The organism is Sinorhizobium sp. 22678 (genome assembly GCF_052044265.1).
Classification (GTDB): Bacteria; Pseudomonadota; Alphaproteobacteria; order Rhizobiales; family Rhizobiaceae; genus Sinorhizobium; species Sinorhizobium meliloti_A.
This window is the reverse complement of record NZ_JBQEMS010000001.1, coordinates 100,938-114,433: the sequence shown is the minus strand read 5'-3', so window position 1 is coordinate 114,433 and position 13,496 is coordinate 100,938. Positions and strand designations below refer to the sequence as shown.

Genomic DNA, 13,496 nt, shown 5'->3' with positions numbered 1-13,496 from the left:
TTCATGCGATACACGGCTCCAAACCACCGAGGGACCGATCAGTTCCTTGCAGCAAGCTGCCGGTGCTCCCGTACGCAAAGCCGTCACACACTTTCCTGGAGTGCTCTAAGCACGCAGTGACGCGCCGCAGATGCGTCCGGCATTGAGAATCGCGACGGCGTCGCTATCCTGCGAGGCGCGGGCCTTCGGCCAGCCTCCGAGCGAGGGCGAAATCCGATGTCACCAACACGCCGTAAGCTGACCACCATTTTCTGCGCCGACGTGCAGGATTATTCGCGCCTGATGGGGAAAGACGAGGAGGGAACGCTTCAGGCTCTCAAGCGCAGCCGGGATGCCATGGCGCGCCTGATCGAGGCGCATGAAGGACGGGTGGTCAATACGTGGGGCGACGGGGTGATCGCGGAGTTTCCGAGCGTGGTGGAGGCGGTGAGGGCGGCGATAGACGTTCAGAACGAGTTGGCCGGACTGAATGCCGAGCGGCAAGGCGAGGCGCGGATGGATTATCGCATCGGCCTCAATCTGGGCGATGTGATCGCTGACGGCGACGACCTTTACGGCGACGGCGTCAATATCGCGGCCCGCCTGCAAGCCTCGGCGCCGGCCGGCGGCATCGTGATTTCGAGCACCGTGTATGATCAGGTTCGCAACAAGCTGGCCGTCGGCTTCGAATTCCTTGGCGCGCTGACGGTCAAGAACATCGACGGGGGCATTCCGAGTTATGTGGTGCAGATCGGAACGGCCGAGGGCGCGGTGTCGCAAAAACGGGGCCGCGACTGGGGGAGACCGGGTGCACATTCGGACCGCGGGACCCCGGCCGCCGAGACCGGGGCACGGCGAGCGACGATCGTAGGACGCGCAGCGGCAGGCCGTCGCCTTTTCGGCGTTCTCGCCGTAGCCGCAGCGGCGGTCGTTGCCATAAATCTCGCGTCGTGGGAGGGAACGTTCTGGGCCAGATGGCCCCTGTTTGCGCTGGCCTTGATCGCGATGCTCGGTGGCCTATGGACGTCCACGCGGCTCGACCGCGGACTGGCCCTGCTCGGGGCAGCCGGATTTGCGGTCCTTGCGGTCAATCTCCTTTCCTGGGAGGGGAGATTGTGGGCGGTATGGCCTCTGCTTGGAATTGCGGTGGCGGCGGGACTTCGGTGGGTCACGCGCCGTCCCGGACGGTGAGCACCGGCTCGCATAGGTTAAGCGGCGAAATGCAGGCGGTGTAACCGGAAGTTGACGGGACTCGGCAAGCCGTGCATTGTGCCCCCAAGGAAGATAAAGCTCAGCAGGCATTCGCATAGGAACGACGTTCAGATAAATCTTTTCGGGGGGCACTGTGAGGAGAGGCCGGGAGTTCCTTTGCGCGGCGGCGCTGGCGTTGGCCGTGGCTGCGCCGGCAGCGGCGGCGGATCTGGTGATCGCGATGCCGCCCTGGCCATCCGGACAGGCAGCCGCGAACATTCTCAAGCTCGGCATCGCCAAGAAGTTCAGCCTCGAGGCGGAGGTGCGCGAACTCGGGACGCTGACCGCCTTCATCGGCCTCGAAAAGGGCGAGGTCGATATCCAGCCGGAGGTTTGGCGGCCGAATTTCGACGAACTCGTCCGCAAATTCGTGACCGAAAAAGGCGTCGTGACGCTCAGCGAGCGTGCGGTGCCTGCATGGCAGGGGCTTTGCGCCACGCCGGAAGCGGCTGCGACGATCAAATCGGTCGCGGATCTCGGCGATCCGGCCAAGACCAAGATACTGGATACCGACGGCGACGGGCGCGGCGAAATGTGGATCGGCGCCGCCGAATGGCTTTCGACGGGCATCGAACGGGCGCGGGCGGCGGGCTACGGGTATGCGGCGAACCTGACGCTCGTCGAGGCCAAGGAGGAAGTGGCGATGGCGGCGGTCGACGCGGCGATCGCGACCGCGCGCCCCATGGTCTTCTACTGCTATGCTCCGCACCATGTTTTCAAGCTGCACCAGATCTCCCGGCTCGAGGAGCCGCCTCACGACCCGGCGAAATGGAAGATCGCGCCGCCGAACGACCCGCTATGGGTCAGCAAATCGAGCGCCGCCACGGCGTGGGACGCCGGACAATTTCAGATCGGCTATGCGACGGCCTTCGCAAAGAAGCATCCGGAAGTCGCGCAGTTCCTTCAGAAGGTAGACTTCTCGCCGGATGAAGTGACGGCGATGAGCTATGCGCTCGAAGTCGAGCGGCAGGCGCCTGCGGACTACGCCAGGAAATGGGTTGATAGCCACGCGGAACGGATCGACGGATGGGCGAAATGACGATGATCCAGACGCTCTCGAAAAGACAGGCAGGCCGGCGTAAATTGGGCAAGGCGCTGCTTCTCCTCGGCCTTTGCCTCGTTCCGCTTGCAGCGCTTGCCCAAACGCAGATCTACGATTCCAAGACGAAGAAATGGGTGAACTACGACAAGAGGAAAGCCCGACAGTACTTTGCGCGAAACAATCAGGTTCCCGAGGCCTTTCGCCGGCAGATGGTGCCGTTCCGCACGGCAGAAGTTCCGGGCACGATCATCATCGATGGCAACCAGCATTTCCTCTATCTCGTGCAGCCCGGCGGTCAGGCGATCCGCTACGGCATCGGTGTAGGCCGCGAAGGTTTCGGCTGGGCGGGCATCGTTCGGGTAGGGCGCACGGCCGAATGGCCGACCTGGACGCCGCCGGCCGAGATGGTCGCGCGCGATCCGAACGCGGCAAAATGGGCAGGCGGCATGCCGGGCGGGCCCGACAATCCGCTAGGCGCTCGCGCGCTCTACCTTTACGAAGGTGATAACGATACGATCTACCGCATCCATGGTACGGTGGAGCCCTGGACGATCGGGCTGGACGTTTCCTCCGGGTGCATAAGAATGAACAATGAAGACATTATCGACCTGCATTCGCGCGTCAGCGTGGGCGCGAAGGTCATCGTGCTGATGCAGGGGGCTGCTCTCTATAAGGGCGTGTAACCGGCCGAAACGCGGCCGCATGGGCGAGAGCGCGAAGATACGGGCTATATGCCAAGACCGGAGGATGTGGATTTGTCGACGAGTAAATTGGGAAGCCGTCCAATTCAAGCGTCCGTGATGGCTGCGGTCTTTCTTCTTGCCGCATGCCAATCGACCCCGGAACCTCAGGAAATGGCCCGCACGAGCCTTCAGACAGCCCCCGCCGACCTGCAGCTTTTGTGCGCCAATGCCGTGGTCGCCCAGGCCGGCGGCGCCAAGGTCCTGCCGATGAGTTCTCGACAACTCGATGCGACGAGCTACAGCGTCGACCTCGATGCCGCCGGTCGCAAGTTTACCTGCATCGTGGACAGCAGCGGCAGCGTGAGGTCGGTCCAGCCGGCATAGGTATTCAAGAGGGCGGATTCAAACAAACGCCTCTTCCGGTTCGCTTTTGCGGCGCAGTATAAATGTTGCGCTGCATAAAAATTAAAGAATAGAGTTCTCCTTCGGAAGTCATCCGGAGAATTTTCTTCCAAAAATTCAGAAATTGTGTTCTGATACCCTTGTGGGTAGGAGGAGCACTATGTCCACGATCATACAGCACTTCGCTCTTTTCGATTTGTTTATCTTGGCTGGGATCTCTTTTCTTCTGATCTGCAGCTATTTCGACGAGGGTGAGGCCTGAGTATCAGGAGGCGTTCGCCGCCTCCTGCCGACCGGACTTATCCGGTCCGACCCTTGGCGTCTCGAGCCGAAGCGGCTAGCCGATCGTTGCCTGACGGTGTCGACGGCCACGGCGTCACGATCCCGTATGCTCGATCCCGTATGCAGCCCTTCCCAACGCCTCCCATTTCCAACGAGCGTATCGGAATGTCTGTAACTGCACGATTGCCGTAACGGCGCAGGCGACAGCTGAGGCAAAATAGGTCAGGAATATTGACTTAAATATTGCGCTGTGTTCATGTCCCTCGGGTGCAACCGGGAGGACCTCCATGCTGGATTGGGAAAGCACTTTCGCCACGCGCTCGAGCCGGATGAAGGCTTCGGAAATCCGCGAATTGCTGAAGCTCCTTGATCGTCCCGACATCATTTCGTTTGCGGGCGGAATTCCCGATCCTGAGCTTTTCCCGAATGATGCGTTCAGGGAGGCTTACGTCGAGATTTTCGATGGGCCGTCGGTCGGTGCCGCGCTGCAATATTCGGTGAGCGAGGGCTATCGGCCGCTTCGCGAGTGGCTCGCCGGGCAGATGGCGGCACTTGGCATTCCGGCGAGCGTCGACAACATCTTCATCACCTCCGGGTCGCAGCAGGGGCTCGACTATCTCGGCAAGCTGTTTCTGTCGCCGAAAGACACGGCGCTCGTCACTTGGCCGACCTATCTAGGTGCGCTACAGGCCTTCAACGCCTATGAACCCAATTACGATCAGCTGAACCCCGCCGGCAACCGGACGCCGGCAGCCTATGCCCAGGCTGCAGCGGAAGCGGGCGGGCGCGTCAAGTTCGCCTATCTCTCGGCCGACTTTTCCAACCCCACCGGCGAGACGGTGGGTCGTGCCGGGCGCGAGCACGTCCTTGCACTTGCCGAGGAGCTCGACATCGCCATCATCGAGGATGCGGCCTACCAGTCGCTGCGTTATGACGGCGAGGCGATCCCGCCGATCCTTGCGCTTGAGATCGCCCGCAAAGGCGACATAAGCAGCACCCGCACGATCTATTGCGGCAGCTTCTCGAAGACGCTGGCGCCTGGCCTTCGCGTCGGCTGGATCTGCGCCGCCGAACCGGTGATCCGCAAGCTGGTGCTGATGAAGCAGGCCGCCGACCTTCACTCCTCCACCATCAACCAGATGGCGATCGCGACCGTCGCCGGGCGGGGCTTCGAGGCGCAGGTGGCGAAAATCCACAAGGCCTACAGGCAGCGGCGTGACGCGATGCTGTCGGCGCTCGAAAAATACATGCCCGCCGGCGTCACCTGGACGAAGCCCGAAGGCGGCATGTTCATCTGGGTCACGCTGAGGAAGGGGAGCGACGGCGCTGAGCTGCTGGCCAAGTCGATCCAGACGGCCAAGGTGGCGTTCGTCCCCGGCCGCGCCTTTTTCGCCGACGGGTCCGGCGAAAACACCCTGCGGCTCAGCTTCTCCTGCGCCAACGACAGGATGATCGACGAGGGCATCCGCCGGCTGGCCGATCTCATTCGCGGCGAGGTCGCGCAGGCGGCCTGAGTGGAAGTCGCGGCAGGCTGACGATTTTCGCCCCTCATCCGCCTGCCGGCACCTTCTCCCCGCAAATCGGGGAGAAGGGACAAGCGGCATGCACTCAGTTCCAATGAACGGTTGCGGAGAGATATCGAGCGGCTACCGCGAGTCTCCTTCGCCCCAATAGCGGGGAGAAGGTGCCGGCAGGCGGATGAGGGGCGGCCGCGGGTTCATAAAGAGCTGTCGTCGCTCAAATATGCGGCCCGAGCAGCGACAGATCGGCTTTGCCGAGGCGGTCCTTGGCGGTCCAGAGCTGATGCCAATAGGGATAGATGACCGGCGGCAGGCTGACGGCGTCGAGGAGCTCGCGTTCCTCGTCGGTGAGCTTCAGGCCGGCAGCGGCGAGATTGTCGCGGAACTGCTCCTCGGTGCGCCCGCCGATGATCACCGAGGTGACGGCATCTCGGCCGATAAGCCAGGCGAGCGCGACCTGCGCCGGGGACACGTTGCGCTCGGCGGCGATCGCCACCAGCATGTCGACGATCTTCCACAGCCGTTCCTCGTCGCGGATCGGCGGCTCGTTCCAGCCGGCAAGCTGGCGGGTGCCTTCCGGCGAGTGTCCGCGCCTGTGCTTGCCTGACAGAAGGCCGCCCGCCAGCGGGCTCCAGACGAGGATGCCGAGACCCTGATCGATGGAGATCGGGACCAGTTCGTACTCGGCCTCGCGCGCTTCGAGCGTGTAATGAATCTGTTGGCTGACGAAGCGCTGGCGGTGTTCGAGCGCACTGATGCCGAGTGCCTTCATGATGTGCCAGCCGGAATAGTTGGAGCAGCCGATGTAGCGCACCTTGCCCTGGCGCACGAGCGTATCGAGCGCTTCCATGGTTTCCTCGAGCGGCGTCTGACCGTCCCATTCATGAACCTGGTAAAGGTCGATTACGTCGGTCTTCAAACGCTTCAGGCTCGCCTCGCAGGCGTGGACCAGGTGATGGCGCGACAGGCCTCCGTCATTGGGGCCGGGGCCCATCGAGAAGCGCGCCTTGGTGGCGATGAGCACGCCGTCCTTGCGCTTTCCTCCGAGAACTTCGCCGATGATCTCCTCGCAGGTGCCGGTCGAATAGATGTCCGCCGTATCGATCAGATTGACGCCCGCATCCAGGCAGAGGTCGACATAGCGGCGGGCATCCGCGACACCGACATCGCCGACCTGGGAGAACTTTCCGCCACCGCCGATCGTCATCGTACCCATGGTGATGGTCGAGATCTTGAGCCCGGAGCGGCCGAGCCGACGATATTCCATTGTCTCGCTCCTTGTGTTGTTGGTCGCCTATAGGATGTTAGAGGAATCTTGTCGGTATCGCGTCCTTATAGGGAAACAGCGGGAAGTAAGGCCGCGCCTCGGCCAAGGTGCGCTGGAAGGAGGGGCGCTCCAGCAGGCGCTCGAAATAGGCGCCGAGGTTCGGATGGGTGCCGTCGAACGGGGCCACGATACCGGCGTAGAAGAGGGCGGGCGCGGCGGCGCAGTCGGCGATCGAGAAGCTTTCCCCGACCGCAAAGCGCCGGTCGTCGAAGTGGCGTTCGGCAAGGTCATACGCGTTCGCCAGCGCCGCTTGCGCATCGGCGACGCCGCGCCGGTCGTTCTCGCCGGAGGCGCGCAGCGTATCGGTCACGATCTTCTGCATCGGGACCTGGACGTAGAGGTCGAAGAAGCGGTCCCAGAGCCGCGCCTCGAGCGCCAGGGCGTCGTCTTGCGGTATCAGCGGCTGCTCACCGGGGTAATGCTGGTCGAGATATTCGATGATCACTGAGGTTTCCGGCACCGTCCTGTCGCGTGCAGCGTCGTGCAGCACGGGAATCTTGCCGACGGGCCAGACCTCCAGATAGCGAGCATGCTCCGCCGGGTCTCCGAGATCCACGACCTGCGGGGTGAACGGCGTGCCGGCTTCGTACAGCGCGATCAGCACCTTGTGACAGAAGGAAGCAAGCGGATGAAGGTAGAGGGTGAGTGTCATGCGACATGTCCTTGGGCCGGCCCCAGTGACTATAGCGCGGATTCGGGAGGGGAAAAGCAGGCTTCTCTGCAGCGCCCTTTAGGGTAGAAATTCCTCATAACCATAACCGGCGGTTGCCATGAAAATGCCGGGATGCCCTGATGGTCTGCACCCGGCACGCTGCCGCCCAGGATCCCCCTCGATGTTCATTGCCCATCTTCCCGCCGGTTACATTCTCACCCATTGCATCGCTCGAAAGAATGAAAACATCCGATCCCGCGCGCTCGCGGTCGGGCTGATCTTCTCCGTGCTTCCGGATTTGGATCTGATTTATTTTTACCTCGTAGACGGCCGGCGTACGCCACATCACGACTACTGGACCCATTTGCCGATTTTCTGGCTGGGGATTGCGGCGCTCACGGCCGCGGCGCTGATCCTTGCCGGGAAGCGGCACTCTATGTTTCTCGTTTGGGTCGCGCTCGCCAACGTGATGATGCACCTTCTTCTCGATTCGATCGCCGCAGACATCCGCTGGCTCCATCCCCTTTCGGGGACCCGCTTCAACCTCGTCGAGGTGCCGGCGCGCTTTGAGCCCTGGTACCTCAATTTCATACTGCACTGGACGTTTGCGGCGGAAATTGCGATCTGCGCGGCCGCGTTGTGGGTCTGGCGGATGCAAAGGCGCAGGAACCGTGATCGCAGGGTCGAAGGAAACGCCGCAGAGGGGACCGAGCGAATTCACGCATGAAAACGACGCGCAAGGGCGCGTCGCAAAGTGGTACCAGCCTACAGCGCCGCGCGCTCATCAGACGTGCGAGGATCGCCGTAGCTGCTGTGCAGCCGCAGGGCGCGCCTCAGCGCGCGCGGGCTACTTTCTTCGGCGACGGCAGCAGACCTTCGCGCTGAAGCTTCTTGCGCGCCAGCTTGCGGGTGCGGCGGACAGCTTCTGCTTTTTCGCGGACGCGCTTTTCGGACGGTTTTTCGTAGGCGCTGCGCATCTTCATTTCGCGGAAGACGCCTTCACGCTGCATCTTCTTCTTGAGAACGCGAAGAGCCTGGTCGATGTTATTGTCCCTGACGAGTACCTGCAAAGTATATCCTTTCCGTTTTTATAGGATTGCTGATTGGGTTCTTTATTTCGGCGTCCTGATGTTCAAGGGTTTGAACCAGGGCTTGCCTTCGACCGATGCCGTCTGGCCGTGTTCCTGGACCGGCGAAGCCGTTTCCGAAGGATCGATGTCGTGTTCGAAGATTCGCCGTTCGAAGTTCTCCGTTCCGAACCGCACCCGATATTGCGCTTCCCCATGTTCGGCCGCGGGCAGGATGGACACGATGCGGCAGGTCCGGTCCGCAGCGGCCGTGCGCGTGAGATCGGCTCTCAGGACGACACTGTCGCCAACGCTGTAGGTGTTCCGGCCCATGGCCATCTCCTTCGTCCGTGCCACCCGGGGGCGGCACAAGCAAAAAAGGCCGGGCGTTACCCCGACCTCCTCTTGAGCGCCGCGCGTCTTTACCAGACGCGCTGGGGCGCCCCGTCATTCAAACGCTCCCTGCCAGTACATCCGTGGTCAGCGGAGGCGAATGACGAATTTATGCGGCCCGCAGATTGTCTGCAGAGCTCTTGCCGGACTTGTTGTCGCGGACGATGTCGTAGGTAACCTTCTGGCCTTCTACGAGCGAACGCATTCCAGCGCGTTCAACGGCGGAGGCGTGCACGAATACGTCCGTGGCGCCATCGTCGGGCTGGATGAAGCCGAAGCCCTTGGTGCTGTTGAACCACTTTACGGTGCCTGAGTTCATAACGATTTCCTTTCAATCGCTAGAGTTCCCGGACGAATATCAGCCCGGTTTGATCGATATTGAGAGGAAATCTGACGAAGCGCTTCGGCGCGTAGACAAAGGTCACAAGCAAGTTTCGATGAGCTATATATAAACGCTGCTTCGAGATATGCAATGGATGAACCGAATTTAATTGTGCGAGGGACTCACCCCGTCCCGAAAATACGATCAAGCCGCTGATTTGAATCGCCAATAATATTTTAGAGAGATCGTCCGAGAACATTCGTGGAATACTCCGGTCGGCCGACGAGCTGAGGTTTTTCCGGCTTTTCGCTGTCACATCCCTGTAAAACACCCGCTCTATCCCTCGGCGCGATCTTTCTCCGACCGAGGGTAAATTCATGAAAACGCTTCTCCCTGCCGTCGCCGCAGCGCTCGTCGCCGGCCTCCTGTCCACTGCCGCTTTCGCGGAAAGCCTCGTGCTTTACACCAGCCAGCCGAACGAGGACGCGCAGGCGACGGTGGACGCGTTTCAGGCCGCGAATCCGGGTGTCGAGGTCGAGTGGGTGCGGGACGGGACGACGAAGATAATGGCCAAGCTGATGGCGGAGATCGAAGCGGGCAACCCGGTGGCGGACGTGCTTCTGATCGCCGACACGGTGACGATGCAACGGCTGAAGGAAACGGGATATCTGATGCCCTACAAATCTCCGGAAGCGGCGGCTTATGACGCCTCGCTCTTCGATGCCGAGGGCGCCTATTATTCGACGAAGATGATCACGACCGGCATCGTCTACAACGCTTCCGCTTCGATGAAGCCGGCCGGCTGGCAGGATCTTGCGAAACCCGAGGCCAAGGGTCTGGTCACCATGCCGAGCCCGCTCACCTCGGGTGCGGCGCTGATCCATGCCCAGACGCTTGCCGGCATCGACGGGCTCGGCTGGGACTATTACAAGGCGCTCGCCGAAAACGGCGCGACGGCCGCCGGCGGCAATGGCGGCGTATTGAAGGCGGTCGCGACCGGCGAGAAGGCGTATGGCATGGTGGTCGATTTCATGGCCATCCGCGAGAAGGCCAAGGGTGCGCCGGTGGAATTCGTCTTCCCGGCCGAGGGCGTTTCCGCCGTCACCGAGCCGGTCGCCATCCTGAAGACCGCAAGAAACCCGGAGACAGCAAAGAAATTCGTTGATTTCCTGCTCTCCGAGGAGGGCCAGCAAGTGGCGGTGAAAATGGGCTATATCCCGGCGCGCGACGGGATGGCCTTGCCGGAGGGCTTCCCGGCGCGCGAGACGATCAAGGTGCTGCCGGTCAATGCTGCCGAAGCCGTGAAGAACTCCGAGGCGGACCTGAAAACCTTCTCCGGCATTCTCGGTACCAACTGACCTCTCGATGCCGGACACTGACGAGATCGCCCGCAGCGGGCGCCGGGTACCTTGCACGCCGGCTGCCGACCCGAATGCGGAGGGAGGTTCCGGCTTGAAAAAGCTGGAGCGCCCGCTGCGCGTTCTATCGAAGGCGCGGTCCTGGCTTCGGTTCGCATTCGACGGCGCTATGGAGGAGGAGGCCGACCGGAGCAGGGAACCGAGCCGGGCTCCGCTACCGAAACCGCTGACGCGGACGCTGCGCGGCTTCGAGGTGCCGCCGTCACCTTACGTGACGGAGGGTCGATCGCCTAAGGCGAACTCTTCGAAGGCCGGGACGGGTTGGCGAGCGGCATATTTCCGGCTGCGTGGCCCGCGCATGTCTGCGGGCGGGGAGCCCGCATGGCTGCTGGCATTGGTGTTCGGCGCAGTCTTTCTGCTTTCGGCGCTGCCGCTGATCCGACTCGGATGGGCCGGTATCAAGGGACTCGAAGAAGGCGAGGCGGTCGGGGTGCTCTTCGAGGCGGCGACCTTCGCGGCGCTCCGCAATACGCTGATCACGGCGGCCGGCGGCACGGCGATCTCGCTCTTCGTGGGGGCACTCTTCGCCTTTGTCGTGGCGCTCACGGACATCCGTGGCAAGCTTGCCTTGAGCTTCGCCTTCATGCTGCCGATGATGATCCCCCCGCAGGTGACGGCGCTCGCCTGGGTGGAGATGTCGGGTCCATCGAGCCCCCTTCTCAAGACGCTGGGGCTTGCACCGCCGCTCGGCAGCCCTCAGCCACTCTATTCGCTTGCGGGGATCGCCTTGCTTCTCGGCGTACAGCATGCGCCGCTCGTCTTCCTGCCGATCAGGGCCGGACTTGCAGCGGCGCCCCGCGACGGGGTCGAAGCGGCGCGGCTTTGCGGCGCCTCGCCCTGGCGCGTCCTTCGCGACATCGTTCTGCCGCTTTCCTCTCCGGGGCTCATCGCCGGAGCGGCGATCGCCTTCGTATCCGGTATCGGCAATTTCGGTATCCCGGCGATACTCGGCATTCCCGCCTCGATCGAAACGCTGCCGACCTTGATCTTCAGCCGGTTTGCGAGTTTCGGTTCGTCCACCTTCGGCGAAATCGCGGTGCTTTCGACGCTGATCGCCCTGATTTCCGCCGCAGGGCTGCTTCTGCAGCAGCGAGCCCTCAAGCGCAGAGACTATCGCCTGATCGGCCTTGCCGGCGCGAGGGCCGCCTTCACGCTCGGGCGCATGCGGTTCGCCGCGGAGGCGCTGCTTTGGACAATCCTGGCGCTGCTGCTGGTCGCACCGCTTCTGGCGCTCGTCGCAAGTTCCCTGGTGCCGGCCTACGGCGTGCCGCTCAGTTTCGACACCATGACCTTGAACGCCTATGGGGAAATACTCTTCCGCCAGTCGATGACGTTGACGGCGCTCAAGAATTCCCTTTTCCTCGCCTCCGCCGCTGCAGTCGGCCTGCTTGCGGTCACCGTACCGGCCGGTTACCTGCTCGTGACGCGGCGCGGGCGGCTTGCCAGTCTGATGGCGATCCTGATCGAGATCCCCTATGCGCTGCCCGGCATCGTGCTCGCCGTCGCCTTCATCCTTGCCTTCGCGGCACCGCTGCCGCTGATCGGCGTTTCGATCTACGGTACGATCTGGATCATTCTTGCCGCCTATTTCTCCTCCTTCCTCGCCGTTAGCCTCAAGCCGGTGATGAGCGCCTTCCTGCAGATAGATCCCTCGCTCGAGGAGGCGGCGCGGCTTGCGGGCGCGGGGTTCCTGCGCCGCATGCGCGATGTGCTGCTGCCGCTTCTGGCGCCGGCCGCCGGCGCTTCGGTCATCCTCGTCTTCCTGATCGCGGCGAACGAATTGACCGTCTCGGCGCTCCTCTGGTCCGCCGGCACGCAGACGCTCGGCGTCGCGATCTTCAATCTCGACGACAGCGGCTCTTCCGATCTCGCCTCGGCGCTCTCGGTGCTCGTCGTCGTCATGGTCATCGGGCTGATGGCGGCGCTGGAATTCTTCGCGAAATATTTGCCGGAGGGCGTGCTGCCATGGCGCAACTGATCCTCAACCACCTGACCAAGGACTTCGGCAGCAAAGGTGCAGAGCAGGTGAGGCCGGCCGTTTCGGACGTGTCGCTGGCGCTGCGCAAGCAGGGGTTTCTCGCGCTGCTCGGGCCTTCCGGCTGTGGCAAGACGACGGTGCTCCGGATGATCGCCGGCTTCGAGCAGCCGACGGACGGCTCGATCGAGTTCGGCGAGCGCCGGCTTTCGGATGCAGCCCGTGTGCTGCCGCCGGAGAAGCGCAACATGGCGATGGTATTCCAATCCTATGCGCTCTGGCCGCATATGACGGTGGCGGAGAATGTCGGCTACCCCTTGAAGGTCCGCGGCTTTTCCGGCGAGGCCTGGCGCAAGCGGGTAGGCGACGCGCTTTCGCTGGTGAAGCTTGCCGATTTCGCCGATCGGCGGCCGGCTGTACTTTCCGGCGGCCAGCGGCAGCGTGTGGCGCTGGCGCGCTGCCTGGTCACGGAACCGGACGTGGTGCTGCTCGATGAGCCGCTCGCCAATCTCGATCAGCATTTGAGGAAGTCGATGGAGGAGACCTTCCGCGCCTTTCACGAGCGCTCCGGCGCGACGATGATCTATGTGACTCACGACCAGGCCGAGGCGATGGCGCTTGCGACCGACGTCGCGGTGATGTCGGAAGGCAAGCTTCTTCAGGTGGCGCCGCCGGCGGAAATCTATGCGCGGCCTGAGGGTCGGGTGGTGGGGGGGCTGATCGGTCGCGGCGCGATCGTGCGGTTGAATTTGCCGGAGGGAGCGGGGCGTGCGCTCGACTGGCCGCTCCTCCGCGCTGCGCTTGCCGACAGGCGCGGCGGCAAAGGGCATGCAATCGAAGCGCATGCAGTCGAAGCGCATGCAGGCGAGGGGCCGCTTTGCGACGTGCTCATTCGTCCGGAGCAGGTTCATCGGAATGGCGAAGGCATCCCGATGCGGGTTCTCTCCTCGGTCTTCGAGGGCGAACGCTCCGCACTCACACTCGCGCTCCCCGACGGGCAAAGCCTCAAAGCCTATAGCAGCGTGCCGCTCTGCGACGGTGCTCGCGTTCCTTTCGTCGTGAGTGGAGGCTGGCGGCTTTAGACAAAGCTTGCGGCGACAGGCGGCCTTGCGGGCCGGAACCAGCCTTGGCCTTGCACGTTCCACCGTGCAGCACGACAATAGCGGCGGCTAAAGATCGAGCG

At 62.9% G+C, this 13,496-nt stretch carries 14 protein-coding genes; 9 read left to right on the top strand and 5 right to left on the bottom strand.

The genetic code is table 11. The features are described from left to right. Positions 1 to 216 precede the first annotated feature (216 nt). The 5 genes from ACTJKL_RS00730 (at position 217) to ACTJKL_RS00710 (ending at position 5,153) form a co-directional block, all read left to right on the top strand. Positions 217 to 1,170, top strand: a complete 954-nt coding sequence (locus tag ACTJKL_RS00730; RefSeq protein WP_440851933.1) for an adenylate/guanylate cyclase domain-containing protein — start codon at positions 217 to 219, stop codon at positions 1,168 to 1,170. Positions 1,171 to 1,324: 154 nt separating this feature from the next. Next, on the top strand, positions 1,325 to 2,269 hold the full coding sequence (locus ACTJKL_RS00725) for an ABC transporter substrate-binding protein (protein WP_440851932.1): 945 nt from the start codon (positions 1,325 to 1,327) through the stop codon (positions 2,267 to 2,269). Further along, positions 2,257 to 2,955, top strand: a complete 699-nt coding sequence (locus ACTJKL_RS00720; RefSeq protein ID WP_127712744.1) for a L,D-transpeptidase — start codon at positions 2,257 to 2,259, stop codon at positions 2,953 to 2,955. The genes ACTJKL_RS00725 and ACTJKL_RS00720 overlap by 13 nt, the downstream gene beginning before the upstream one ends. 48 nt (positions 2,956 to 3,003) lie before the next feature. Further along, entirely contained in the window at positions 3,004 to 3,339 is a 336-nt protein-coding gene (locus ACTJKL_RS00715) for a hypothetical protein (protein WP_086017462.1), read from the top strand. 587 nt (positions 3,340 to 3,926) lie between these two features. Then, positions 3,927 to 5,153, top strand: a complete 1,227-nt coding sequence (locus tag ACTJKL_RS00710) for an aminotransferase-like domain-containing protein (protein ID WP_440851931.1) — start codon at positions 3,927 to 3,929, stop codon at positions 5,151 to 5,153. A 223-nt stretch (positions 5,154 to 5,376) separates the two neighbouring features. Here ACTJKL_RS00710 and ACTJKL_RS00705 read toward each other — a convergent pair whose 3' ends face one another. Further along, positions 5,377 to 6,426, bottom strand: coding sequence for an aldo/keto reductase (locus ACTJKL_RS00705; protein WP_440851930.1), 1,050 nt, complete (start codon positions 6,424 to 6,426; stop codon positions 5,377 to 5,379). Positions 6,427 to 6,463: 37 nt separating this feature from the next. Next, positions 6,464 to 7,138: a glutathione S-transferase family protein gene (locus ACTJKL_RS00700; protein ID WP_440851929.1), complete on the bottom strand. Its 675-nt coding sequence runs from the start codon at positions 7,136 to 7,138 to the stop codon at positions 6,464 to 6,466. Positions 7,139 to 7,319: 181 nt separating this feature from the next. Here ACTJKL_RS00700 and ACTJKL_RS00695 point away from each other — a divergent pair, with 181 nt between their 5' ends. Continuing rightward, positions 7,320 to 7,865: a metal-dependent hydrolase gene (locus ACTJKL_RS00695; RefSeq protein WP_440851928.1), complete on the top strand. Its 546-nt coding sequence runs from the start codon at positions 7,320 to 7,322 to the stop codon at positions 7,863 to 7,865. Between the two features lie 106 nt (positions 7,866 to 7,971). Here ACTJKL_RS00695 and rpsU read toward each other — a convergent pair whose 3' ends face one another. The 3 genes from rpsU to ACTJKL_RS00680 form a co-directional block, all read right to left on the bottom strand. Next, positions 7,972 to 8,208 carry a 30S ribosomal protein S21 gene (rpsU, locus tag ACTJKL_RS00690; RefSeq protein WP_003537123.1) on the bottom strand — a complete coding sequence of 79 codons (237 nt, stop codon included), beginning with the start codon at positions 8,206 to 8,208 and terminating at the stop codon, positions 7,972 to 7,974. A gap of 42 nt (positions 8,209 to 8,250) precedes the next feature. After that, a complete protein-coding gene (locus ACTJKL_RS00685) occupies positions 8,251 to 8,538 on the bottom strand; it encodes a cold-shock protein (protein WP_100674880.1) in 288 nt (95 codons plus the stop codon). A 169-nt stretch (positions 8,539 to 8,707) separates the two neighbouring features. Next, positions 8,708 to 8,917: a cold-shock protein gene (locus ACTJKL_RS00680; RefSeq protein ID WP_018095341.1), complete on the bottom strand. Its 210-nt coding sequence runs from the start codon at positions 8,915 to 8,917 to the stop codon at positions 8,708 to 8,710. A 380-nt stretch (positions 8,918 to 9,297) separates the two neighbouring features. Between ACTJKL_RS00680 and ACTJKL_RS00675 the strand changes: the two genes are divergently transcribed. Genes ACTJKL_RS00675 through ACTJKL_RS00665 form a run of 3 tightly spaced genes read left to right on the top strand, consistent with a single transcriptional unit; the run spans position 9,298 to position 13,395 of the window. Beyond that, complete coding sequence (locus ACTJKL_RS00675; RefSeq protein WP_440851927.1) at positions 9,298 to 10,278, top strand: ABC transporter substrate-binding protein; 981 nt, start codon at positions 9,298 to 9,300, stop codon at positions 10,276 to 10,278. Between the two features lie 7 nt (positions 10,279 to 10,285). After that, positions 10,286 to 12,316 carry an ABC transporter permease gene (locus tag ACTJKL_RS00670; RefSeq protein ID WP_440851926.1) on the top strand — a complete coding sequence of 677 codons (2,031 nt, stop codon included), beginning with the start codon at positions 10,286 to 10,288 and terminating at the stop codon, positions 12,314 to 12,316. Continuing rightward, complete coding sequence (locus ACTJKL_RS00665; protein ID WP_440851925.1) at positions 12,304 to 13,395, top strand: ABC transporter ATP-binding protein; 1,092 nt, start codon at positions 12,304 to 12,306, stop codon at positions 13,393 to 13,395. Before ACTJKL_RS00670 ends, ACTJKL_RS00665 begins: the two co-directional genes overlap by 13 nt. Positions 13,396 to 13,496 lie beyond the last annotated feature (101 nt).